Source organism: Mucilaginibacter ginsenosidivorax (assembly GCF_007971525.1).
Taxonomy (GTDB): Bacteria; Bacteroidota; Bacteroidia; order Sphingobacteriales; family Sphingobacteriaceae; genus Mucilaginibacter; species Mucilaginibacter ginsenosidivorax.
Map to the genome: position 1 here is coordinate 1,345,398 of NZ_CP042437.1, position 23,582 is coordinate 1,368,979.

General features: G+C 42.9%; 18 protein-coding genes. 10 read left to right on the forward strand and 8 right to left on the reverse strand.

The features are described from left to right. Complete coding sequence (locus FSB76_RS05445) at positions 1-1,575, forward strand: C1 family peptidase (RefSeq protein ID WP_147052564.1); 1,575 nt, start codon at positions 1-3, stop codon at positions 1,573-1,575. A gap of 303 nt (positions 1,576-1,878) precedes the next feature. Here FSB76_RS05445 and FSB76_RS05450 read toward each other — a convergent pair whose 3' ends face one another. From FSB76_RS05450 to FSB76_RS05460, 3 genes are all read right to left on the reverse strand, one after another. Further along, positions 1,879-2,241 carry a glycoside hydrolase gene (locus tag FSB76_RS05450; RefSeq protein WP_147052565.1) on the reverse strand — a complete coding sequence of 121 codons (363 nt, stop codon included), beginning with the start codon at positions 2,239-2,241 and terminating at the stop codon, positions 1,879-1,881. Positions 2,242-2,333: 92 nt separating this feature from the next. Then, the gene (locus FSB76_RS05455) at positions 2,334-4,073 is read right to left on the reverse strand and encodes a serine hydrolase domain-containing protein (protein ID WP_147052566.1); all 1,740 of its coding nucleotides are present in this window, start codon (positions 4,071-4,073) and stop codon (positions 2,334-2,336) included. 57 nt (positions 4,074-4,130) lie between these two features. Then, positions 4,131-4,943, reverse strand: a complete 813-nt coding sequence (locus FSB76_RS05460) for a helix-turn-helix domain-containing protein (protein WP_147052567.1) — start codon at positions 4,941-4,943, stop codon at positions 4,131-4,133. A gap of 195 nt (positions 4,944-5,138) precedes the next feature. Between FSB76_RS05460 and FSB76_RS05465 the strand changes: the two genes are divergently transcribed. Further along, positions 5,139-5,432: a hypothetical protein gene (locus FSB76_RS05465; protein WP_147052568.1), complete on the forward strand. Its 294-nt coding sequence runs from the start codon at positions 5,139-5,141 to the stop codon at positions 5,430-5,432. Between the two features lie 6 nt (positions 5,433-5,438). Here the strand turns inward: FSB76_RS05465 and FSB76_RS05470 are convergent, their stop codons facing one another. The 3 genes from FSB76_RS05470 to budA all read right to left on the reverse strand — a co-directional run bounded on the left by FSB76_RS05470 (position 5,439) and on the right by budA (position 8,181). Beyond that, positions 5,439-6,680, reverse strand: coding sequence for a DUF3179 domain-containing (seleno)protein (locus FSB76_RS05470; protein ID WP_147052569.1), 1,242 nt, complete (start codon positions 6,678-6,680; stop codon positions 5,439-5,441). Next, positions 6,681-7,298: a carboxymuconolactone decarboxylase family protein gene (locus FSB76_RS05475; protein ID WP_225976429.1), complete on the reverse strand. Its 618-nt coding sequence runs from the start codon at positions 7,296-7,298 to the stop codon at positions 6,681-6,683. 73 nt (positions 7,299-7,371) lie between these two features. After that, positions 7,372-8,181: an acetolactate decarboxylase gene (gene budA / locus FSB76_RS05480; protein WP_147052570.1), complete on the reverse strand. Its 810-nt coding sequence runs from the start codon at positions 8,179-8,181 to the stop codon at positions 7,372-7,374. Positions 8,182-8,693: 512 nt separating this feature from the next. On the opposite strand from budA, the gene FSB76_RS05485 reads away from it, so the two are divergent. The 5 genes from FSB76_RS05485 (at position 8,694) to FSB76_RS05505 (ending at position 16,880) form a co-directional block, all read left to right on the forward strand. After that, entirely contained in the window at positions 8,694-9,404 is a 711-nt protein-coding gene (locus FSB76_RS05485; protein ID WP_225976430.1) for a DsbA family oxidoreductase, read from the forward strand. 229 nt (positions 9,405-9,633) lie between these two features. Continuing rightward, on the forward strand, positions 9,634-10,332 hold the full coding sequence (locus FSB76_RS05490; RefSeq protein WP_147052571.1) for a hypothetical protein: 699 nt from the start codon (positions 9,634-9,636) through the stop codon (positions 10,330-10,332). Between the two features lie 226 nt (positions 10,333-10,558). Beyond that, positions 10,559-11,716: an MFS transporter gene (locus tag FSB76_RS05495; protein ID WP_147052572.1), complete on the forward strand. Its 1,158-nt coding sequence runs from the start codon at positions 10,559-10,561 to the stop codon at positions 11,714-11,716. Positions 11,717-11,906: 190 nt separating this feature from the next. Continuing rightward, positions 11,907-12,980 (forward strand): PDDEXK nuclease domain-containing protein, encoded by a 1,074-nt coding sequence (locus FSB76_RS05500; protein ID WP_192910128.1) that lies wholly within the window; start codon positions 11,907-11,909, stop codon positions 12,978-12,980. Positions 12,981-13,208: 228 nt separating this feature from the next. After that, positions 13,209-16,880, forward strand: a complete 3,672-nt coding sequence (locus FSB76_RS05505; protein ID WP_147052574.1) for an ABC transporter permease — start codon at positions 13,209-13,211, stop codon at positions 16,878-16,880. A gap of 319 nt (positions 16,881-17,199) precedes the next feature. Here the strand turns inward: FSB76_RS05505 and FSB76_RS05510 are convergent, their stop codons facing one another. Beyond that, a complete protein-coding gene (locus tag FSB76_RS05510; protein WP_147052575.1) occupies positions 17,200-17,505 on the reverse strand; it encodes a hypothetical protein in 306 nt (101 codons plus the stop codon). A 113-nt stretch (positions 17,506-17,618) separates the two neighbouring features. On the opposite strand from FSB76_RS05510, the gene FSB76_RS05515 reads away from it, so the two are divergent. Both FSB76_RS05515 and FSB76_RS05520 read left to right on the forward strand, forming a co-directional pair. After that, positions 17,619-17,930, forward strand: a complete 312-nt coding sequence (locus tag FSB76_RS05515) for an antibiotic biosynthesis monooxygenase (RefSeq protein ID WP_147052576.1) — start codon at positions 17,619-17,621, stop codon at positions 17,928-17,930. A 126-nt stretch (positions 17,931-18,056) separates the two neighbouring features. Beyond that, complete coding sequence (locus FSB76_RS05520; protein WP_147052577.1) at positions 18,057-19,100, forward strand: sterol desaturase family protein; 1,044 nt, start codon at positions 18,057-18,059, stop codon at positions 19,098-19,100. An 857-nt stretch (positions 19,101-19,957) separates the two neighbouring features. Here the strand turns inward: FSB76_RS05520 and FSB76_RS05525 are convergent. Continuing rightward, on the reverse strand, positions 19,958-20,605 hold the full coding sequence (locus FSB76_RS05525) for an ankyrin repeat domain-containing protein (RefSeq protein WP_147052578.1): 648 nt from the start codon (positions 20,603-20,605) through the stop codon (positions 19,958-19,960). Between the two features lie 352 nt (positions 20,606-20,957). Here FSB76_RS05525 and FSB76_RS05530 point away from each other — a divergent pair, with 352 nt between their 5' ends. After that, on the forward strand, positions 20,958-23,531 hold the full coding sequence (locus FSB76_RS05530) for an FtsK/SpoIIIE family DNA translocase (protein ID WP_147052579.1): 2,574 nt from the start codon (positions 20,958-20,960) through the stop codon (positions 23,529-23,531). Positions 23,532-23,582: the final 51 nt, after the last annotated feature.

The window sequence follows — 23,582 nt, forward strand, 5'->3', positions numbered from 1 at the left end:
ATGAATAAGCAACCTGTACTTTTACTTGTATTCATCATATTAAACCTGGTTTGCTGTATCCGAGCGATGGCCCAGTCAAAAACCTTGACGCTTAACGCGCGCACCTTGCATCATGGCTTCACACAGCCGGATATGCAATACTCCGATTTAAAATCGCAGCAAGACACCTTGTTTAAAAATAGCCGGCAGTTTGGGTTAATATTGGATGATACTTTATATGACAGCGCGCCGCGGTTGGCAGTCGGCAGCAAATCGCCGGTTACAGCCCCACAATTTTCGCTTAAAAATTACACACCCTATCCTGGCAACCAGGGGCAATGTAACTCCTGCGTGTGCTGGGCAGCCAGTTATGGTGCGCTTACCACCTCATGGGCTTACAAAAACAATATAACCGACAGGGCAAAAATCACAAGCGATGCCAAATCGCCGATGTTTGTATATGTACAAATAGCCAACAGCTGCGAGCGCGGGTCAAGGCTGAACGATGCGTTAACCATACTAAAAAAACAAGGGGCTTGTTCCATAAACGATTTTAACCCCCAAACTTATTACACATCTGATAATCATTTGGGAGATATTGAACCTTTAAAGCCCATTGCTTTGCCATACCGAATTAAAGATTTTGCTACTGTGTTTCCTCTTAATTCCGATTCGGCTAAAAAAGTTGATGAAACCCGTAATAGCATTGCAAACCATCAGCCTGTTGTTGCTGGCTTTCAGCTGTATTCCAGCTTTTACGATGTAAATTCAACTAATTTCCTATGGTCGCCCAACCCCGCTGCCGAGCAAAAGCTGGCATCACACGCCATGTGCATAGTAGGTTACAACGATTATCTGAAAACCTTCGAGGTGATGAACAGTTGGGGCATTGGCTGGGGCAATGGCGGGTACTTCAATATCAGCTATAAGGACTTTGCAAGGCTTGCCAATTACGGCTACCAGGTAACGCTCGATGACCGGCCCACTCCCGATGCCGCGGTGAAAGTTGGCGGCGATTTTGCGATAGAACGCTTCCAGTCATGGGATGATAAAAAGGATAAACCTGTATTTGATGCCGTGAGTCCAAAACTCGAGAATAACGAATATACACTGCATGCCGAATTTAGCAAAGGCGATTATTTACGACTTTTTGCAAAAAACGTGAGCTCTAACTGTTATATCTACGTATTTAGCATTGATCCTAATGGCAAGGGCGAGGTATTATACCCCTTCAGTAAAAATGAAGCTTTCAGCGCTGCACATGGCCTGATTGGGAATGTAACAGAGGTGCCACGTATTTACGATAACGCCGTGTTGGAGATACCAGGCAACAATAAGGTTATTACCACGGATGTTAGCGGCCTTGATAATATGGTGATTTTATACAGCTATAACCAAATAGAAAATATCAGCGACATTGTTACCCAGGTAAAAGAAAGCGCCAAACCATTTATGATGGATAAACTTAAAGAGGTGCTTGGTAATCGCCTGATGCCCATCGGCAGCCTGCAATATCAACCCGGAAAAATGAGTGTTACAGGTACTTCAAAAAGTGGCGATATCATCCCCATAATTTTAAAAGTAAATGTAAACTAAAATATTTCCACTACCTTGTTGCTTATGAAGGCTGCCTCAAAAGGGCAGTCTTTTTTTGTGCGGAGAAGAACCGTTAAAAATTATAAATACCTTACAGGGCTGTTATTTTAACATCACAAAGCCATCAACGAACGTTAGATCTGCTTGATGCTACAGCCCGGCTAAGCTTCACACATCAAAAAAACAACGCATCACGCGCAACTTGTTTCAGCACCTCACAAACCAACCTATATAATGGCCAACTTTGTTTATGAGGTGCCAAAACAAGCTTCGACATGATTTTTTCTTTTACTTGAAAAGTTTTTATTTCTTTTCTTCAGCCCTTTTTAATACGGCGTGATTTTTTGAGCCGTTAATTTCCAGGTCGATAGCGGTTGAATCGCCGTAGAATTTGCCGGTATGAGCAATATCCATTCCGCTGGTAGCTATGCTGAATGAAAACGTTGTACCATCTGTTTTACCGTTGGTCAAAGGCACATCGCCTTCGGGGGTTAAAGCGGTCCCTGTTAATTTATCCCCTTCAACTTTAAAATTGTAAAGCAATGGATACTCGGTACCGCCTATGTCAATTTTTCCGGCCCATTTTCCGTTAAGATCGGCAATGGCTGCAAGGCACGCCATAAAGCAGCCAACCAATAATGCTGTAGTAAAAAACTTTCTTTTCATAATTTAATTTTGTTGATATCTAAGATAAGATGTTTTTTAAACACTTAAGTTACCAAATTATTATAAAAAAAATTCTGTATCAACGTTTTACACTATTTAGCCATTACCGCCTTTAGAATATAATTTTCCATGATTTTTTCAGGTTGCCATACCCTCCGGTTCCTGAAATTGCCAGATGTAATAACTGCTACCATTTGGTATTGCGGCACAATAAAAATGTACTGGCCACCCGCCCCACGGGCTTCAATAGTGCTGATAGTTTGGCCGTTTACCTTATAGTGATAATGCCACCATAAAAACCCGTACTCGTTTTTCTCATTGTGATTTTCAAGTACCAGGTATTTTTTAAATGATGCATCAACCCAGTTTTTACTAACGATTTGCCTGTTATGCCATTTACCGCCATCGGCATAAAGCAAACCGAATTTCAACAGGTCGCGCGGGCGCAACAGCATACCTCCTCCAAAATACGGGCGGTGCAAAGGATCGTCAAAAACTATATAGTTGGATATACCTAAGGGCTCAAAAAGATTCTCGTCGATAAAGAATTCAAGTGGTTGTTTTACAACAGTATCTACAATTACACCCAATAAATACGGGTTAGCCGAACTGTAATTGGCATGCGTTCCGGGATAGTTTATCATGGGGGCCTCAACCACCGTTTTAAGCCAGTCGGCCGAGTTCTGGTATTCATCTTCGGATGCCACAGATTTACGATCAATCCCAAAGTCTATCGCATCCAAGCCCGAGCTCATGGTAAGCAGGCTGCCGATACTGATAGCTTGTTTCCAGGCATCGCCATCGGCGGCGTGTTTATATCTCTCCGGCAAAAACTGAAACAGCTTTTGAGCCGTGTCCTTTAGTAAACCTCTGTCCATAGCAATGCCCACAACTGCCGACGAGATACTTTTTGAGGCCGAACGGAGATCATGTACCGTTGCTTCATCATAGCCATTAAAATATTGTTCATAAACCAACTTTCCATTGCGGCTGATAAGAACGCTATGTGTATTTGTTATTTTATTGGCGTTAATACTATCTGCCATCAATTTTAAATAGCGTTCATCCAAACCGGCGGCTTTTAAACTATTTACAGGCAAGCCGTCCTGCATATCGGCCGGCACTTTACCATTAAAAGGCATTTTGGGGTTTCCACCTGTTAAATCCCAATCCTTGGCCGAGCGGTGTATAGTGACATCGCTAATGGGCAAACCGGCTATTCCAGCTTGCAAGGTAATGGCGTCTTTAAACAATTTGCCTTTAAATTTTAAGCCTGTGCGGTAGTCCATGAATTTCACACTATCGGCCTGCAAAGTCAATCCGCCGCTGGCAAATCCCGAAAAACGTGTATCGCCCAGGAAAATATAGGCCTCATATTTGGTAGAATCGGTGTTCTCCACATCAATATAAAATTGAGGTTTCAGGTTGGGCACAAAAAGAATATTCCAACGGCCGGCATAAGTATTTCCCGGTTGCTGTTTCAATACCAGGTGATAGCTCCACTGAACAGAACGGATAAAGAGCCGGATTTGCCCCTCCCCGACAATGCCTTTAACAGCAAGATTGCTATCTATTTTGATATCAAACCTATTGGCCGATAAGCCAAATTTCCTTTGAATTGATTTCCCGGCAGATGACAATTGAAACGTATATGCATTGGCGCCCAACTTTTTTACAGATACATTAATGCTAAAATTCTCCGGATGATTTAGTAAGCCCTCCCAGTGGCCTTCGTATGGTTTCATCCCTGACTGGGCCATGCAGCCACAACTGATTAGCAACAGGATTAGTAATGCAGTTAACCTATTTTTTGAATATGTGCTTAATAACATGATATATATTTTATACCACAATAGTAATGGCAATAATGCCGGCAAAATAGCACATTGTTAACGTGCGGTGATTATTTTTCGGTATTGTAATGGTGTAACCCCTACCGCCTGCTTAAAACTCCGGATAAAATGGCTCTGATCTGCAAAACCGCATTCATAGCTAACCTGGGTAAGCGAAACATCTGCTTTTGTTAACAACCCGGCTGCCTGTTCTATTCTTAGTTTTTTAAGGTAATCGCCAACAGTGGTATTAAAATATTTAGGGAAACAGCGCGATAAATGTACCGGGTGCACTTGTGCTATGGATGCCAGTGTATCCCAGGATAAAACGAATATATCACTGCCGTTTAAAACCTCTTTTATTTTTTTAACCCAGGCTGGCTGCCTCGCGGTCTCCCGGTGTTTTTCATTGACTAACATACCCAGGACTTTAAAAAGCGATTCACGGATTGAAAGCAGTTCGATACCGGCCGTGTATTTGGTTTCCATATACATACTGCGGAACAGCAGTTTGAAAACCGGGTTGTAAAGTTTCAGGCTGCCTTCCATCTGGCTTAAAGGCAATTGGTACTTGTCAAAAAAATCCTGCTCCAATTCAATATGAAAGCCACGGGTATAGCCGGGGTGTTTGATATTGCAATGCGCATCCTGCCAGTTATGGAACAACAAAGTTCCGGCGCTGCATTCATAGCTTTCTTTTTTGTTGGTTTCCTGCATGCTACCCGTAAGCAAAAAAGTAAAGTAGGGGTTTTGATGTGTATGCCAGTCAACCTTATCATGTGTATACTCGGTATCGGTAATAATAAGATTATCCAAATGAATAGCCTTATTCTGGATTCCGAAATATTTTCCCTTTTCAAGCTGAAGCATACGCTTTATAGACGGTTGGGAAGGGGAATTGTTACGAGGGGAAGAATTATTGAATTATTGAATTATTGAATTATTGAATTATAATCTATTGCCGCCTCATTTTCAAATCTTCAAATTCTCAAATTTTCAAATGACTCTCTTCTGAAATCTAAAATCTGCGCATCTACATTATTTATTTGTTTAATTTTACCGCCGATGAAAAAAGTGGAAGTATTAAAGCTGATTGATTTGATTGAGGAAATTAAGAAACTGGACGAATTGATTACTCAAAGCCGCAAAAAAAAGACTTCTGACTTTGTGCTAAACCAGTATGAGGTTAAAAAAATAAAAATGATTGGTTCTATCATCAACGAACTGGCCAACCCTCCTATCCAGTCGATGGAAAGCTACCTGCTTATCCAAAAAATCCTAAACAAATATTACCCGAACATCGATAACGGCGACCTGCTGAACGATGGCGATGTAGCAAAAATTCTTGCTGTTATTTAGGTTAAGTTAAAAGCCAAAAATAACAGCCAAAGGCTCCTCGCGTTCACCTTCCTTCCAGAATATGGTTTTGGGGTGAAAATGTTTCCACGAATGCCAGTATTCCTGGTAGGCCTGCACCTTGGTAAGCCGTTGCCCTTTTTGCGCTCCTGAAGTACACAAACCATCCCAATCCCAAACAGAGGCAGTTTCCTTGTCGGTAAGCTGATCGTTTTTATCCAGGTCGAAATGAAGTGTTTTACCATTAAGCACGGCATTCCATACGTGATAGCTCAGGCTATCCTTCTCGATGCCTATCAGCAGCGAATTATTGTTAAGTTCATCGTTCAGTATCCGCTTGTGAAACATGTGCCGCCAGTCATAAGCTTTGGCCTGGCCGTTAATGATCACCCCTATAACCCAGCTTTTACGGATCAGCGAATCCTTGTTTTTCAGCGTGCTGTCTTTATCTATGTACTGCACGCGATCATAATTTTTAAGATCGGCATAATCAGGAGCATACAGCTTATCGGGCTGCATAATAAGCGATGTGGGGTGCTTTTGCAACCATGCTCCGAGAGTTAATTGCTCATAAGGCAACTCCTGTAAATGCTGGCCCTTCAATTTACCCACCGCGGCGTTACCGGTAGCCTGGTACCACCAGGTTTTGGTACTTTCGTCTTCAATAATGGCGTTATAGTGCCTTGCCCCTACTAACCTGAAATTTTGACGTATGCCATTCACAATTGGGTTATAAACCCTGCCCGTGCGGCACATGGTACAATAGGTAACCAAAACAGGCTGCTGGCCCACATTATCCTGTACTTTATGATGATAGCCCAAATAAATAACAGGGTAAGCCTTGGCAACACCATTATTTACCACTCCCACAACCAAATAATTTAAAGGGACTTTGTTTGATAAACCGTTGGCAAATTTAGCAGCCTCCGTTTCCTTAAACATAGTTTCGGCTTTGTACATGTAATCGGTAATGTAAAAGCTGCCAAGGCAAAGCACCAATACTACGGCTTTAACTATTTTGCCTTTTTGCGTGTTTTTTGCGTAAAACTTAAACAGGTACCAAATAATAAAAATTGCACCTATTAAGCGTAGCGGGTTTACAATTTTTTCAAGGTAATAACATACCGTAATAGCATTCAAATCCTGGCTGCCGGGGAACGGCATCAGCAGGTAGGCATGTACCAGGCCCGGTACAACCAACAAAATAATCCCAATCCAAAATATTCCTGGTCTGTGTATATATTTCTTCATTTAGTCTGCATTTAAGGCGGCGTACCTGTTTGCCGATGGCAGGTACCCATTTGTTTTTAAGATACCTGCAAGGCGATTGTAAAAAGCAGGTTCAGTTGGTGTTACGCTGGCCAACCCATCTACATAACGGTTATATAAGCTAAAAAGAGCCGCAATTAAAACGGTATCGTGCAGCTCAAGGTCGGTAGCGCCGGCCTGTTTAGCCTTTGCAACCAGGTCGGCTATTACATTTTTGCCGCTTACCTGTGTTTGGCGCGCTATTTCAAGCAAATGTTTCATTTTTTCAGTTACCGGGGCGTTGTCGGGGTCGTTTTTTACCTTTTCGGCAGTTTCGGTTTCGCCTAACAAAACATCAGCGGCGGCGGTGTGGGCGTTGGTGCAAAAACGGCATTGGTTGCCGTTACTCACCACAGTAGCAATCAATTCACGCTCGCCCTCCGTAAGGGTCGATTCTCCCCGCAACAGGATTTGGGTAAGCTGCCTTATGGGCAAGGCTGTATCCTGCCTGTAATTAAGCAAACCGGTAATTCCGGGCAGGTTTTCATCTAACGGGATATAAGGCATACCAGCTTTTAATGTGTTTAGGGCGTTGCGGCCAGCCAATAAATTTAAATACAAGGTTTTATAATCGACCCTAATTTATCTAAAAAATTAAATAAACAACAATAAGCGGCAAAATTTATTCTGGTGACTATTGCTTCTTCCCGTTTTCTACGCTTTTTATCTCTTCCTTACGGTCCTTTTTAAAGTCGAAGTTATTGAAATCGGCAGTTTGGGGCAAATCCATGGTGTAGCTGGTAAGGGTATCAACTTCTATCGTAATATCCGCTGCATCCAGGTCAATCAGGTGGCCGCCGGCTGTTTTATCCATCGACAGGAAATGAAAATGATACCCGCTGATATGGGCCCCCTCCATATATGCCGGGATGCGGAAGCCTACAAGATCGCCCTGCAGGTTGGTATGTTCAAAAAAATGCTGCCTGCTTAGCATGGAGGCAAGCGGCAGGTAAGGCTTTTCAACCGGCGGGAAAGCCCGGGTTTTAACAAGCTTAAAATCACCTTTAATATGAATAGCATAAATCCCATTTTGATTGCTGAGCAGGCTATCTAACAGGGCATAAAGCGCCGTTTTATTTAAGTTTCCGGTATGTTTAAAGGTTCTTTTTGCTTTAAAAAAGCAAACTATTGCATATGGCAGTTTACCGGTATCGGCAACCAGGGTTGTTTTACCAGTTGCCCTCGTTTGGTATATCTTTCCATGCAGCATCAGCAATTCGCCATCCAGGTGGCCGGGGGCACCGAGGCCAAAATCGCCATGTTTTTGAAGTTGCCTGTAGGGATACCAGTTATCATACAGCCCGCCTATAAAACCAGAGGCAAAGCCGGCACTGAACAGGTTATCGCCGGTACCGGCAGGTTTTGTTTTTTGCTGGGCGATGGTTGCGTTGCAGCATAAAACAAACATGGATAACAAACAAAAAGTAATATGGCGTTTTTGCATTGATGGTGTAATTATTTCAGGGTATACAAAGCAATTATTTTACTGCCGCTTATCCTAATTAAGTTTGGATTTTTTTGATCGGTTAAACGCATTGGGGCAGCCTGTTTTGGGTATGCCAGCCAGCCTTTATCTATCCGTTTGGGACGCCGATTTTTTTTGCACCAAAATGTAACTTTTCGCATACATTTCATACATATTTGGCATACTTTATTGATACTTTTACACACTTTTGATATACTTTTAAAAGCATGTTTAAATACACAAAATACTGAAATACAAGTATTTAAATAAATCAAAAAACGAATAGCGCTTTGCTTTTTAAACAACCAGGGGCGATCATCTTAAAAAAAGACAACCGCCCCTACTGCTCTATACAAATTTAACAAAAACCGGCTGCAAATACAAGCCCGGCAAACATATAATTGCGTTACCGGCCACTTAAATTTTACTTTGACCTTACGGTGATACTAAACGCTTAGTTTAAATTTGTATAGCAATTAATTTTAAATACGATGATGAAAGTAGAGATCTGGAGCGACGTAATGTGCCCGTTTTGTTATATAGGCAAACGCCGGTTTGAGGAAGCTTTGGAACAATTTGAACATAAAGACCAGGTTGAAATTGAATGGAAAAGCTTTCAGCTTAACCCGGATATGAAAACTGACCCCAACATTAACATTAGCCAATACCTGGCCGATGTAAAAGGCTGGACGCTTGAATATGCCCAACAAATGAACAACCACGTAACCCAGATGGCAGCCGAAGTTGGCCTCACCTATGACTTTGACCGGTCGGTTGTTGCCAATAGCTTTAAAGCGCATCGTTTTAGCCACCTGGCTAAAAAGCATGGCCTGGGCGACAAAGCGGAAGAAGCATTGTTTAAAGCTTACTTTACCGATGGTTTAAATATTGATGATACCAATACGCTGGTAAACCTGGGCACCGGCATTGGCCTTGATGTGGCCGAAATAAAACAAGTGCTGGAAAGCGACACTTATGCCGACGATGTAAAGCACGACATTGCCGAAGCGCAGCAACTGGGTATCAGGGGCGTTCCGTTTTTTGTGATGAATAACAAATATGGCGTATCCGGCGCGCAGGCGGTTCCGGTTTTCCAGGAGACTATACAAAAATCGTTTGCCGAATGGCAGCAGGAAAACAGCAAACCGGCGCTAACTATTATTGAGGGTGAATCGTGCGGACCGGACGGCGACTGCGCTTAACTACTGATTAATCCCAGCAAAATCCGGCATTTTGTTTTGTCGCGATTATATTTCATTTGATATAAATTTCAAAAGGTACAGGTTAAATAAATTTCGTTATTCAACCTGTGCCTTTTTTAAATGCTGCATTATACAATTAACTCAAAAAATAGTTTTAAACATTTTTAAATAACACGAAACAATATTATATTTAAGGCAGTAAAACGGATTGATAATCAATCATGTGTGTATGCGAAAAATATACTATAATTTATTTATCTGCTTATTTTTTATTGCTACTGTAAGCAGCTGCAGGCTTAGCGGCGATGTTATACCGGCTAATGCTGTCAAAATAGACACTACCAATACGGGTACAGGAACGGGGACGGGCACCGGGACTGGAACTGGAACTGGAACTGGAACAGGAACGGGAACTGGTACAGGAACGGGAACGGGAACGGGCACCGGGACAGGAACGGGAACAGGAACTGGAACTGGAACTGGTACAGGGACTGGAACGGGCAGTAATGATGGTAGCGGCCTGCCTATTGGCGCGGTTGGCACTATATCATACCAGGTGGATACCAATCCAATAGTTACTTATAATACAAACACGGCATTTATTATTTATTCGCCGGGCGATCCGGGCGTTAGCCTGCTTTATCCAAACGGCGCTACACAGCTTTCAATGATTAACCCGAAAGACTTGACAACTTCGTTTTCATTAATTTTTACGGGCATAACACCGGGTACTTATGATATTTTCCTGGCAGCCATCAATACGCCCACTTTACAACTTACAGGCCAGGCCACAGGTAAAGCTAAAGCAACAATTTTAACGCATACATCCAATATGAAAGGCACCGTTCAAGGCACTTTTAATGGCGACGAGACGGACGCATCATCTAATACCCATCATGTTAAGGGGTCGTTTAACTTAAAGCAATAACCTTACCCAAACCAATGTCATATTTGCAAAGCAGTTGTTTAAAAGCAACTGCTTTTTTATTTTCAAAAATACAGGCCAAAGTAAAAAACGATTTAGCATTTTTATTTTCAAAAAACACAGGCTAAAGTAAAAAACGATTTAGCATTTTCATTGTGTCAATAAAACACCTATATTTGCACCAACACAACTAAGTGTAAAAAATACACTTAGTTCAATACAGATAGTAATGATAGATGCACCCGCCCTACCGGTTTTAAATAACAAAAGAACACTGCGCATTGCGGTGGGCGCTATGTTTTTTATGGCCGGGCTAAGCTTTTCAAGCTGGGCGTCGCGGATAGCTACTGTACAGCAAACCATGGGCCTGTCTGATGCAGCCCTTGGCGCCGTATTATTCTCGCTACCCGTTGGGCTGATGGCATCGCTTCCATTTTCCGGCTGGGTTATTACCAAAATTGGCAGCCGCAGGTTGCTTATCAGCGCATTACTGGTTTATGCCTGCGCATTGGTTACTTTGGGCCTGGCCCAAAACACTTTTCAGCTTATTATTTGCCTGGTTTGTTTTGGCTTTAGCAGTAACGCCGTTAACATTGCGGTAAACACACAGGCCGTGGCGGCCGAAGAAATATACCAACGGCCTATATTGGCATCCTTCCATGGTTTATGGAGCCTGGCAGGTTTTGTTGGCGGCGGCTTTGGCACGCTAATGATTGCATTTAAAATAGCGCCCGTATATCACTTTTTGTTTATGTTGCTGGTTATCATAACGGGGCTGGCTATATCTGCCCGTTATTTAAAAGATGATAAAGTAGCCAGCGCAGGGCCTGCATTTGTTATGCCCGATAAATCGCTCATTAAATTAGGCATTATTGCATTCTGTTCGATGATATGCGAAGGGGCCATGTTCGACTGGAGCGTTATCTACTTCAAAAAAATTGTGCTTGCGCCTGCCGAGTGGGTGGGTATTGGTTTTACCGCTTTTATGTGTACCATGTTTATCGGCAGGTTTGTAGCCGATGGATTTGCCCATAGGTACGGATTAAAACGCACCTTACAGGTAAGCGGCGCCTTAACAGCCACCGGCCTTACTATCGCTGTAATTTTCCCTAATTTTTACACCGCCATATTCGGGTTCCTGTTAGTTGGTGCAGGTGTATCATCCGTTGTACCCATGGTGTACAGCGCTGCCGGCAAATCAAAAACTATGCTGCCGGGCGTTGCTTTGGCTGCGGTATCAACCATAGGTTTCCTGGGCTTTTTTGTTGGCCCCCCGGTTATCGGGTTCATTGCGGGCGTTGCCACATTACGCGCCTCATTTGTGCTTATTGCGCTCATGGGCCTTTCTGTAGTTTTGGTATCTACCAAAGCTAAACTCGATTCTTAGTGCCGGGGTGTAAGCTATAAGCGCTCAATTTCATCCAGCAATGATTATTCCGATGATATTAAAAGTTTAACTATTGAGAACGCTTTTTAAGGGAATGGCGTTATAAATTGGATACAGCAACCTTTTACTACCAATTTGGCATCTTGCTCATCATTCTTTAAGTTTATCATTAAATCATTACCGCATCATTATGAATATTAAAGATTATCAATCTTTGTTAGCAGATATAAAGGCAAAAATTCGCAATGCACAAATTAAAGCAGCTCTCGCGGTAAATGCCGAAATGATGATGCTGTACTGGGATATTGGCAAAACTATCAAGCAACTTCAAAGCGAACAAGGTTGGGGAGCGACGGTCGTAGCCCGGTTAGCCAATGATATTAAAAATGAGCTACCGGAGGTAAAAGGTTTTTCTGAACGAAATCTTTTATTTATGGTTCAGTTTTATAAAGAATATGATACTGAAAATATAATTGTGAAACGGACTGTTTCACAATTAGAAAACACCAATCATACTAAAAACGAATTTATGAAACAGGCTGTTTCACAAATTCCATGGGGGCATAATATTTTGCTAATGCAAAAGATTAAAGAAAAGGAGATACGTTTTTGGTATGTACAGCAAACGCTCTTAAATGGATGGAGCAGGGATGTGCTTTCATTAATGATAAAAAGTAACCTTCATCTTCGACAAGGAGAGGCGATCAATAATTTTTCAAAAACTTTGCCCGATTCACAATCTGAACTGGTAAAGGAAACACTAAAGGATCCATACATCTTTGACTTTATTACGATTACACAGCCATTTACGGAGCGAGAATTGGAAACTGAGCTGATAAAGCATGTAGAAAAGTTTCTATTGGAATTAGGCGCTGGCTTTGCTTTTGTAGGCAGGCAATATAAATTGGTTGTCGGTGATCAAGATTTCTATTTAGACCTCTTATTCTACCATCTTAAAATGAGATGTTTTGTTGTTATTGACTTAAAAAGAGGTGACTTTAAGCCAGAATATGCAGGCAAAATGAATTTCTATTGTTCGGCGGTGGATGATCTTATAAAACATCCTACCGATAAACCAACTATTGGTCTTATTCTTTGTCAAACTAAAAATAAGGTTATGGCAGAGTATGCGTTAAGAGATATGAGTAAACCCATAGGAGTTTCGGAATTCGAATTAACCAGGTCATTGCCCCAAAATTTACGATCAAGTTTACCAACTATTGAGGAAATAGAAAACGAGTTAAAAATAAAAAGGGCTCAGTGATCTACATTCGCCCTTTATAAGTTTGTTAATATTTCATTTCAAAAAGCAATGAATTAATCATTGGGGTTCTAACCTAAATTTCCGGTTCCTCTACATTCGAAAAACACTCGTTGTTAGGATAAAAAACCGCAACAGGCACTTTGGCTGATCTTATCAGCGTACCACATAATGCAAATTCCCCTTCCCTATCTATCAGGATATTTGTAATTTGGAAGTTATTTATTTCAATTGAATCCATACACATTCCATATCAGCCTGTTCGACCTGGTTTTTCTGGGGGCGATATTTATCGGGCTAACTTTTAGCCTGCAGTTAGGCTTGGCCAAAGGAGTGAACCGGGCCGCAAACCAGTTTATTGGCCTGGCCCTGGCAACTACCGTTTTGTGGATGGCCTGGGTATTGGGCGTTGACATTAGGCTGGATAGCTATATTCCCCGCTGGAGCTGGCTGCCGCTGCAATTTTCCATGGCGCCTGGCCCGCTCATCTATTTTTATGTGCTTAAAATAACCCGGCCCGAATATCAATTCCGACGGAAGGATCTGCTCCATTTTAGCCCATGCCTGCTGCAGCTATCGGTTTGGATATTGGAGGTCAGGGAGAGCATCCATACGGCTGCTCCCGCTTATGATACACTGATTTTCAGGCAACTGAACCAGGTGCTGGATATTGCCGCGTTTATTTCTGTCAGCCTATACTTGTATTTATCTTTCAGGCTGATAGAACGCTTTTACCAACAGCTGGAATTTAATACGGTGAACGACCGGTACCGGTACCAATTGCGGTGGCTGCATCGCTTGCTAAGTTTTTTTGGCCTGCTATGGCTATTGTGGATGCCTTATATCGCCATAGATTATTTTTACTACCATCATCAGTTAGGTATACATGCCTATTACCCGTTGTACTCTTTATTAGCGGTAATGGTCATCTGGCTGGCGGCAGTTGCTTTTTTCAGGCAGGAAACAAGTGTACCGGCCGAAACACCTGCCCTGTTTACCCCACCGCTTCCGGCCGAAATGAAGCAAAGAGCTACCTGGCTTAAAAAAGCCGTACAAACCGGCCTGTACTACCAGGACCCGGAACTCAGCTTAAGCTCGCTGGCCGAAAAGCTTGGGCTGGGTACCCATGAATTATCACGAATCATCAATACGGCACTCAAAAAAAGCTTTAATGATTTCATCGGCGAATATCGCGTTGCTGCTGTTGTTCAGAAAATGCAGGATACCGCTTATGACCATATCACCCTGTTGGGCATTGCATTTGAATCGGGCTTCAATTCTAAAACAACTTTTAACCGTACGTTTAAACAAATAACCGGCAAAAGCCCGGCTGAATATAAAAACCACCAGAAAAAAGAAGGCCCATCTTATAATTCGGGGCGTTCGCCCCGCTCTGCGACGGTAATTTCGTTCCGGGAGACCACCCCTATGTGGTCTCCTCACAAATTAAATCGCAATTATATGTTCAAAAATTATTTTAAAATAGCCTGGCGTAACCTTACACGTAATAAAAGCTATGCGGCTATTAACATTATTGGTATGGCTGTTGGCATTGCCGTTTGCCTGGTAATTTTCATCATCATACAATATCAAACCAGCTTTGATGGCTTTCATGCAAAAAAAGACCGCACTTATAGGGTGTTAACCGAGTACCATCATGCCGAATCGGCGAATATTACCTACGGGAAAGATGTCCCTTTTCCAATGCCATTAGGGTTAAAAACGGCTTTCCCTCAAATAGAATTAGCCCCGGTTTTTGCAAGCCAGAATGATCAGTTAATTACGCTTGATAATAATGGAAATACCGACCAGGTATTTAAAGAGCAGCGCGGCGTATTTTATACCGATCCGTCATTTTTTAAAATATTTGATTTTCCGCTGCTTGCAGGTTCGTACGCTTCATTAAAAGACCCTAACAATGTATTGCTTACCAAAGAGGTGGCAGAAAAATATTTCGGCGACTGGAAAACGGCAATTGGTAAAACCATTAAATTGCAGGGAGGCGGCTACATATTTGAGCACGGTACCGATGTATTGAAAGTTTCGGGCATCCTGGCCACCATACCGGCAAATACCGATTTTCAGCTGAAACTGGTGGTTGCCTTTGGAACCGGTTTTACAGGGAGTTACCTGGAAAAATCTACCGATTGGCTGAACACCATTCCCGACTTTGGTTGCTATGTTTTGTTGCCGCCCAACACGTCCGTCGAAAATTTTAACCAGCAATTACGGGCTTATTCACAAAAGGTACAATCACCTGCCAATAAGGATAGCCATATTATACAGCCAATAAGCGCGGTGCATTATGATACACAAGTGGGTAATTACAGCAATAAAACCATCAGCCATCAGCTGCTAAATGTATTGTGGCTGATTGCGGCATTTATCCTGTTAATTGCCTGCGTAAACTTTATCAACCTATCTACCGCGCAAGCTGTTAACCGGGCAAAAGAGGTTGGTGTACGTAAGGTTTTAGGAAGCAGCGAAGGCCAGTTGCAAACCCAGTTTATTATTGAAACATTTTTGATAGTTGCCGGCGCTGTATTAATTGCAGCAGTATTTACCATTTTGGCATTGCCTTATGTGGGTGGACTGTTGGAACTTTCGCTCTCGTTCAATATATTCAACAACCCCGCCATTATTTTATTCCTGGTAACGGTAACAATTGTTGTAACCGCACTCGCGGGTTTTTATCCATCCATCGTTTTATCGCGGTTTAACCCGGTTAATGCTTTAAAAAGCAAGCTTACGGCAAGCCCGGCAAACGGAATTTCGTTACGGCGGGGGCTGGTAGTGTTTCAATTCATCATTGCGCAGGCGCTCATCATCGGCACGCTGGTTATTGTAAAGCAAATGAATTATTTCATGGATCAGCCGTTGGGCTTTGATAAAGATGCCATTGTAAATGTGCCGTTCCGGGTAGATAGTCTTCGCATCAGCAGGCTGGATTATTTAAAGCAGCAATTATTATCGGTAAACGGTGTGCAGGCAGTAAGCTACAGCTCAAACACGCCGGTTGAAGATGCCAATGATACATGGAGCAGTATGCGGTTTAACCATGCCCTAAAAGAAACCGATTTTAAGGCGATAACCAAATTTGCCGACGAGGGATATATACCAACTTATAAATTAACGCTGATAGCCGGCCGAAATTTGCAGCCATCCAACATAACAAAAGAGTTCCTGGTTAATGAATCGCTCCTGAAAAGTTTAGGAATAAAAAAGCCGGAAGATATATTGAACAAGGAGATAAGCATTTGGGGCGACCAGATAAAATGTACTGTTGTTGGCGTGCTGAAAGATTTTAACGACAGATCATTCCGGCATGACCTTGCACCATTACTTGTAACTACAAATGTAACCATGTACAACCAGGTTGGCGTAAAGCTGGCAACCAAAAACATCGCCGCCACGCTGCAATCGGTTAAACAAATATTAGGGAAAACGTTTCCGGATTTTGTTTACGAATACAAGTTTTTGGATGATAAAATTGCCGGTTTTTACAAACAGGAAAACCAGCTATCGGCTTTATATCAAATTTTTGCGGCAATAGCCATATTCCTTAGCTGCCTGGGTTTATATGGCCTGGCCTCATTTATGGCGGTGCAGCGCATAAAAGAAGTTGGTATCCGTAAAGTTCTTGGTGCTACCGCCGGCAGTATAGTTTATTTGTTTTCAAAAGAATTTATCATGCTTATTACCATAGCCTTTGCTATTGCCGCACCCATTGCATGGTATTACATGCACCAATGGCTACAGGCTTACGCTTACCGTATTGATATAAGCTGGTGGCTATTTGCCATAGGCGGCCTGGCGGCCATAACCATTGCACTGGTAACCATAAGTTTCCAGGCCGTGAAGGCTGCAAAAGCAAACCCGGTGAAGAGTTTGCGGAGCGAATAATTCATCCAGCTGCTTTAAATGATGTGTTTATAAGTCACTGACTGTCAATATCAAATATCCGTCATTGCGAGGTACGAAGCAATCACCGACGTGCTAAGTCCCACATAGTTTGGGATTGCTTCGTACCTCGCAATGACGGTAATTTAGTACATTTGTTTGACTATATCCATTGCACACGTCATCACTGTTTTTTCAAGCACAGCTGGTGGTTACTCGCAATGATGGTATTTTAGAATATCTGTTTAACTATATCCGTCGCAAGTTATGACGACTTTTCAGGGTTTACCTGATGGATACTCGCAATGCCGTAGTTTAGCACCTAGGTCTTATTCAAATCCGCATCACCCGGGTTTAGCAGGTAATCAAACTGTTCGTAACCGTTATGGATAATAAATTTTAACCTTTCTTTTGGCCCTGTTATATCTAACGACATTAACGCCAGTGTTTCGGGCAGGTTATCGCGTATTAGTTTCAGGTCGGTTACGTGGGGCATTTCAATAAAAATATCATCTCCCCGCGCCTCTATTTTCCATCCGGGTAAACTGGCATGGTGTAGCACTGTAAGCCATTTTTGTTGGTAAACATTCATAGTTGTGTTTTGCCCCGCTTTGGCCGGGATTTTCATTTATATTAAATTATACAAATAACATCCACGTATTCGTTCTGTTTTACGTCGACGTTTAAAATACCGGCAAATTGGCCCTTAAACAAACTTTTAAAGCCGGCGTTATATAGTTTATGGAAAAAGTAATCACACGGATCTGGCACGGCCGTACAAAAGCCACCGATGCCGACTTATACCTTAAATATGTTGAAGATACCGGCATCGCCGAATACAAAAACATAAAAGGCAACCTATCTGCCGAGATATGGCGCAAAACAGACGGCGACGTTTGCCATTTCTGGACGGTTACCAAATGGGATTCCTATGACTCCATTAAACTGTTTGCCGGGAAAGATTATGAAAAGGCCAGGTATTTTGAACAGGATGCCAATTACCTGCTGGAGTTTGAAGAATATGTACAGCATATGGAAGCCTTTATTTACTAAACGCCGCATCACAAGGCAAATTGTTATTTGTTACAGCACTCAAATCTTTTCATTTTACAAATCTATTTTTATAATATTGTAATGTATATACATTAACCTGCCGGTTATACCAATTATAAAATTCAGATGAGTACTTTTTTCAATTACATACTTGATTTTTTTAAAGGCTTTTTTGGCTGGGGCAGCTGGGGTAGCTTAACCGACATTGTAAAATCGGGCAATTACGGCAGGCTGCTTACCTACGAAGGTTTCCAGGCTATGCTATTCCCCATCATGCCTTTTTTGTTGCTGCTCGAGATAATTCGCGGCGCTTTTTATAAACGTTTTAATGTTATCCATTATAAACTGTCGTTTTTTTCGTTTGTTTTAAACTCCTTTATCAGCAGATTCTTGGTCATAGCTATGGTAGTGTTTTGTATTGGTAAGTTCGAAAAATATGCCATATTCAAGACCACTTTCACCTGGTATTGGTTTATATATGGCTATATAGTTTGGGAGTTTGCCCACTTTTTGTACCACTATTTTGGTCATAAGGTAAGGTTGTTCTGGTGCCTGCACTCCACTCACCACGCGCCCGAAAGCATGAATATCGCCATCAGCAATGCGCATTTCTTTTTAGAGGCTCCATATGCCGATTTTATCCGTACTACAGTTTGTATTTTATTAGGTGTTAGCCCGGTTATGCTAAGTGTTATTATGTTTATTGATGGCATTTGGGGCACCTTTATCCACATTGGCGAAAATGCCATGAAAGATGCCCGCCTGGGTTTCCTGAACAATATTATCCTTACGCCATCGCACCACCGGGTGCACCACGCCCGCAACGTAACCTATATGGATACCAACTTTTGCAACCTGCTCCCCATCTGGGACCGTGTTTTTGGTACCTACCAAAACGAAGACCGCAACATCCCCATAGAATATGGCATTAGCCGCCCCATGATCAAAAACAGTTTCCTGGATGCTTACTTTGGCGAAATAGTGGCTTTAGCCAAAGATGTGTACAAAGCCCCCGGTATCAAAAACAAATTCCTGTACATTGTAATGCCCCCCGGCTGGAGCCATACCGGCGATCATAAAATGACCACCGTTGTAAAGAAAAAATATTTTGAGGAGCTGGAGAAGCAGAAGGTTGGAGAGAAGCAAAAGGAAGAAAGTGTATTAATGTAATAGGGCGTAACCCCAACTGGTAGAAGTTGGGGTCGGGCTTTTTGCTCATACTGCACAGGCCTTAACCACATTGGCCGGTATCCGCGCCAATCCCTTACGCATTTGTTTGAATCAGAATTTTCAGAATTTAAAAATGGACAGAATATATGCATGCGAAAGACTTACGAAGTTTTAAAAACTTCGTAAGTCTGGAATTTTCAACACATCATGGGTAGTGATAAAATTTGGCGAAACGCTGAAGAAGAAATGACGTCGTAAAAAGGGCTATCATGCTGAGTAGTAAAATCCACGGATTCTGAAGGGGAAATAACATTCAAAAATAAAAGACTGTCATGCTGAGTGGTAAAATTTAGCGAAATTCTGAAAGAGGGAATGACAATTAAAAATAAACCACTGTCATCCTGAGGAACGAAGGATCTATTCGCGAACTTTGTTGGCGGTTATGCATGGCGTACAATAGATCCTTCGCTATCGCTCAGGATGACAGAAAATGAAACTTGTCATGGGTAGGAACGAAGCATCTATTCGCGAACTTTTCTATCGGTCATGCATAGCTGATAGATCCTTCGTACCTCAGGATGACAGGGAAATTGGATACGTCATGGATAGCCTGTCGAAGCATAGCGGGCAAAGGCCTCTCGGCATAAGTCTTCGACAGGCTCAGACTGACAGGTCCTCACACATCGAAAACAAATATGCAATAGGTAAGCACGTACCAATCGCGAACTATGCAAATTGGCCATGCATGTGACGGGATTGCCGCGCTATCGCTCGCAATGACATAATGTTTAATATTATCTCGCCCTAGCCCCCTCCATCATGATTCTTGACTCTTAATTCTTGGCTCTACCTCTCCCCTATTCCAATATCTCCGCAATCTCATCAAAACCTTTTTCGCGGGCCAGATCTGCGGGGAGTTTGCCGCCTTCCATGCGGGTATTAATTTCGGCGCCGTTTTCCAGTAATAGTATCAACAGCTCGGTGTTGCCGTTTTGGGCTGCCGAGTGCAGCGGAGTGGCGCCGGCCTGTTGTTTGATGTTGATAAGGGCCCCGTTTTCTATCAGCATCCTGGCTATTTGCGTATAGCTGCCCGCACACGCCGAATGTAAGGGATACACATGGAAACCGTTGTTTGAAGGCCGGTTAACATCGGCCCCTTTTAGCACCAGGTAGCGGGCTACATCATAGTGGCCAAAATAGCAGGCCAGCCCAAGGGCGGTAAAACCATCATCGGCATAATCATCAAGCGAGTTGGGTTTGTCATAAACAAGGTTGGCTATCAAATCAAGCTTACCGGCAGCGGCGGCCTCAAACATGGTGAGCTCGCCGCTGTATTTTAACAATAGTTCGGTTACGCCTGGCTTTTTGTAATAGCATGACAACATCAGCGGCGAAACCCGCTGGCTGGTTAATGTTGTGGCCAGCTTAGGGTTTTGGGCAAGCAGCTGTGCCAGTCCGGTTAAATCGGCAGCAGCAATGTACTCTTCAACCTGTTCTATACTCATTATCTGCACATAAATAAAGGCAAAACCTACGCATTGAACGTAAAGCGCGCCATTGTTTCAATTATACTAAAAAAATAAAAATACGCCTAAATATTTGTTTAATCTGCTAACTTTATATTTCAACACTTAGTATTTTTTGGGTGGTTGATGAGGGTAATGTTAAGTCATAAGTACTTAATCGCAAGCCATAAGTTTGATTGTCTTTTTCGACTCAGAACCTACGACTTGGGGCTAAAAACCCGCGATTAAACGCTTTTGACCTAACTGCAGATAAAAATTTATATGTTGTTTTTGCAAAGTTTACATAGGTGAAATTTTATGTAAGTTTGCAGTTAAAGGATGTTACATCAGGATGCCGGTAAAAGCAAATCAGTTTAAATCAAATAGTTTTAAGGACGATAATCAGCCACGCCAGCCAGGCGGCAAGGCCGAAAAAGAGAAGGAAGCCAAAAAACTGCTCCCTAAAATGCCCCGCTTTGACATGGAAAACGGGCGTGGCGTAAAAATAGCGGGCTTATTTTCGCTTTTGTTGGCCATCTATTTCCTTATCGCCTTTACATCGTACCTGTTTACCTGGCAGGAAGACCAAAGTTATATTTCATCAACCAATGGCGGCTGGCATAACCTGGCCACCGGCAAAACCGTGCAGGAAATTGCCGATACCGGTACGCCGCATATTGCCCAAAACTGGCTGGGTAAATTTGGCGCGCTGCTAAGCAACCAGTTTATTTATGAATGGTTCGGCGTAGCATCGTTCCTGTTTGTGTTTGTATTTTTTGTGTTGGGTTACCGCCTGCTGTTTAAAGTAAGGCTTTTTTCGCTTCCTAAAACAATCGCTTACTCTATTTTCAGTATTGTATTTGTATCAACAGCCATTGGCTATTTTCACGCGTTTATAATAGATTACCCTCACTTTTTAGAGGGCGGCTTTGGCTACTGGAGCAACCGGTTGCTTGATGCTCAGATAGGGCCTGCAGGTACCGGCGGCCTGCTTGTATTTGCTGCGCTTACCGTGCTGGTTATCGCTTATAACATCGATTTTAAAATACCTTCCCGCAAGGAAAAAAAGGTTACCCCGATAGCTGTCGAAGATATATCACCAGAACCCGTTGAACTGATTGACGACGAAATTGACCTACCCGTTGAATGGCCCCGCGGCAACCGTGTAAAAGATATACCCCTAAGCCCGGTTAACGTTGTTAAACCCGAGCCTGTAAAACAGCAGCCGCTGGAGCAAACACCGGTTTATCATGAGCCTATTGTGCTTACACCTACCAGTACCGCAAAAGCGGACCCCGAGGACGAAACCGAAATACCCCTTACTATCGACGTTAACCGCCCTTTGCCCGAATTAAGTGTTGAAAAAGCCGACGATTTAAAAGCGCAGGAACTGGTAAACCAATTTGGCATTTATGACCATCGGCTTGACCTTGCCACCTACAAATTTCCGCACCTTGATTTGCTGGAAAACCATGGTTCAAACAAAATTTCGGTAAATGCCGAAGAGCTGGAAGCCAACAAAAACAAAATTGTTGAAACGCTGAACCATTATAACATCGAGATTGATAAAATAAAAGCCACCATTGGCCCAACGGTTACCTTATACGAAATTATACCTGCACCAGGTGTCCGCATCTCCAAAATCAAAAACCTGGAAGATGATATCGCCCTGAGCCTGGCCGCCTTGGGTATCCGTATCATCGCGCCTATGCCTGGCAAGGGAACTATTGGTATCGAGGTGCCTAATCAACACCCCGAAATGGTATCGATGCGGTCGATCCTGATGACCGAGAAGTTTCAGAACACCACGATGGATTTGCCTATTGCTTTGGGTAAAACCATATCAAACGAGGTTTTTATAGCCGATTTGGCCAAAATGCCCCACTTACTGGTTGCTGGTGCTACCGGCCAGGGTAAATCGGTTGGTATAAATGCCATATTGGTTTCTTTGCTATTTAAAAAACACCCCGCCGAACTGAAATTTGTACTGGTTGACCCTAAGAAGGTGGAACTTACACTTTTCCGTAAGATAGAAAGGCACTTTTTGGCCAAGCTACCCGATGAGGCCGATGCCATTATTACCGATACCAAAAAAGTGGTAAATACCCTTAACTCGCTTTGTATCGAGATGGACCAGCGTTATGATTTGCTGAAGGATGCGCAGGTACGTAACCTGAAAGAGTATAACGCAAAATATGTTAACCGTAAAATAAGCAACCCCGAAAAACACCGTTACCTGCCATTTATAGTGCTGGTAATTGATGAATTTGCCGATTTGATGATGACAGCCGGTAAAGAGGTAGAAGTACCTATAGCCCGTATTGCCCAGCTGGCCCGTGCCGTGGGGATACACCTGGTTATTGCAACGCAAAGGCCATCGGTAAATATTATTACGGGTACTATTAAGGCCAACTTCCCATCCAGGCTGGCATTCAGGGTGCTATCTAAAATAGATTCGCGTACCATTTTGGATGCGGGCGGCGCCGATCAGCTGATTGGCCGCGGGGATATGTTATTTTCAACCGGCAGCGACCTTATCCGCTTACAGTGCGCCTTTGTGGATACACCAGAGGTTGAGGCCATATCTGATTTTATAGGTAACCAAAAGGGTTACCCTACCGCCCTGTTACTGCCGGAATACCTTGGCGAAGGCGAAACCAGCAGCCCTAAAGAGTACGACCCGGATGACCGCGACCCGATGTTTGAAGAAGCAGCCCGTTTGATTGTATTGCACCAGCAGGGGTCAACATCGCTCATTCAGCGTAAAATGAAACTGGGCTACAACCGCGCCGGCCGGATTATTGACCAGCTGGAAGCCGCCGGCATTGTGGGCGCCTTTGAAGGCAGCAAAGCCCGTGATGTACTGTACCCCGACGAATACAGCCTTGAACGATACCTGGAAACCCTTCAAAAAGGCAAAGATTAAACCAAATACAATAAATATGCTCCAAACCAATAACTATTAACATGAATAGTT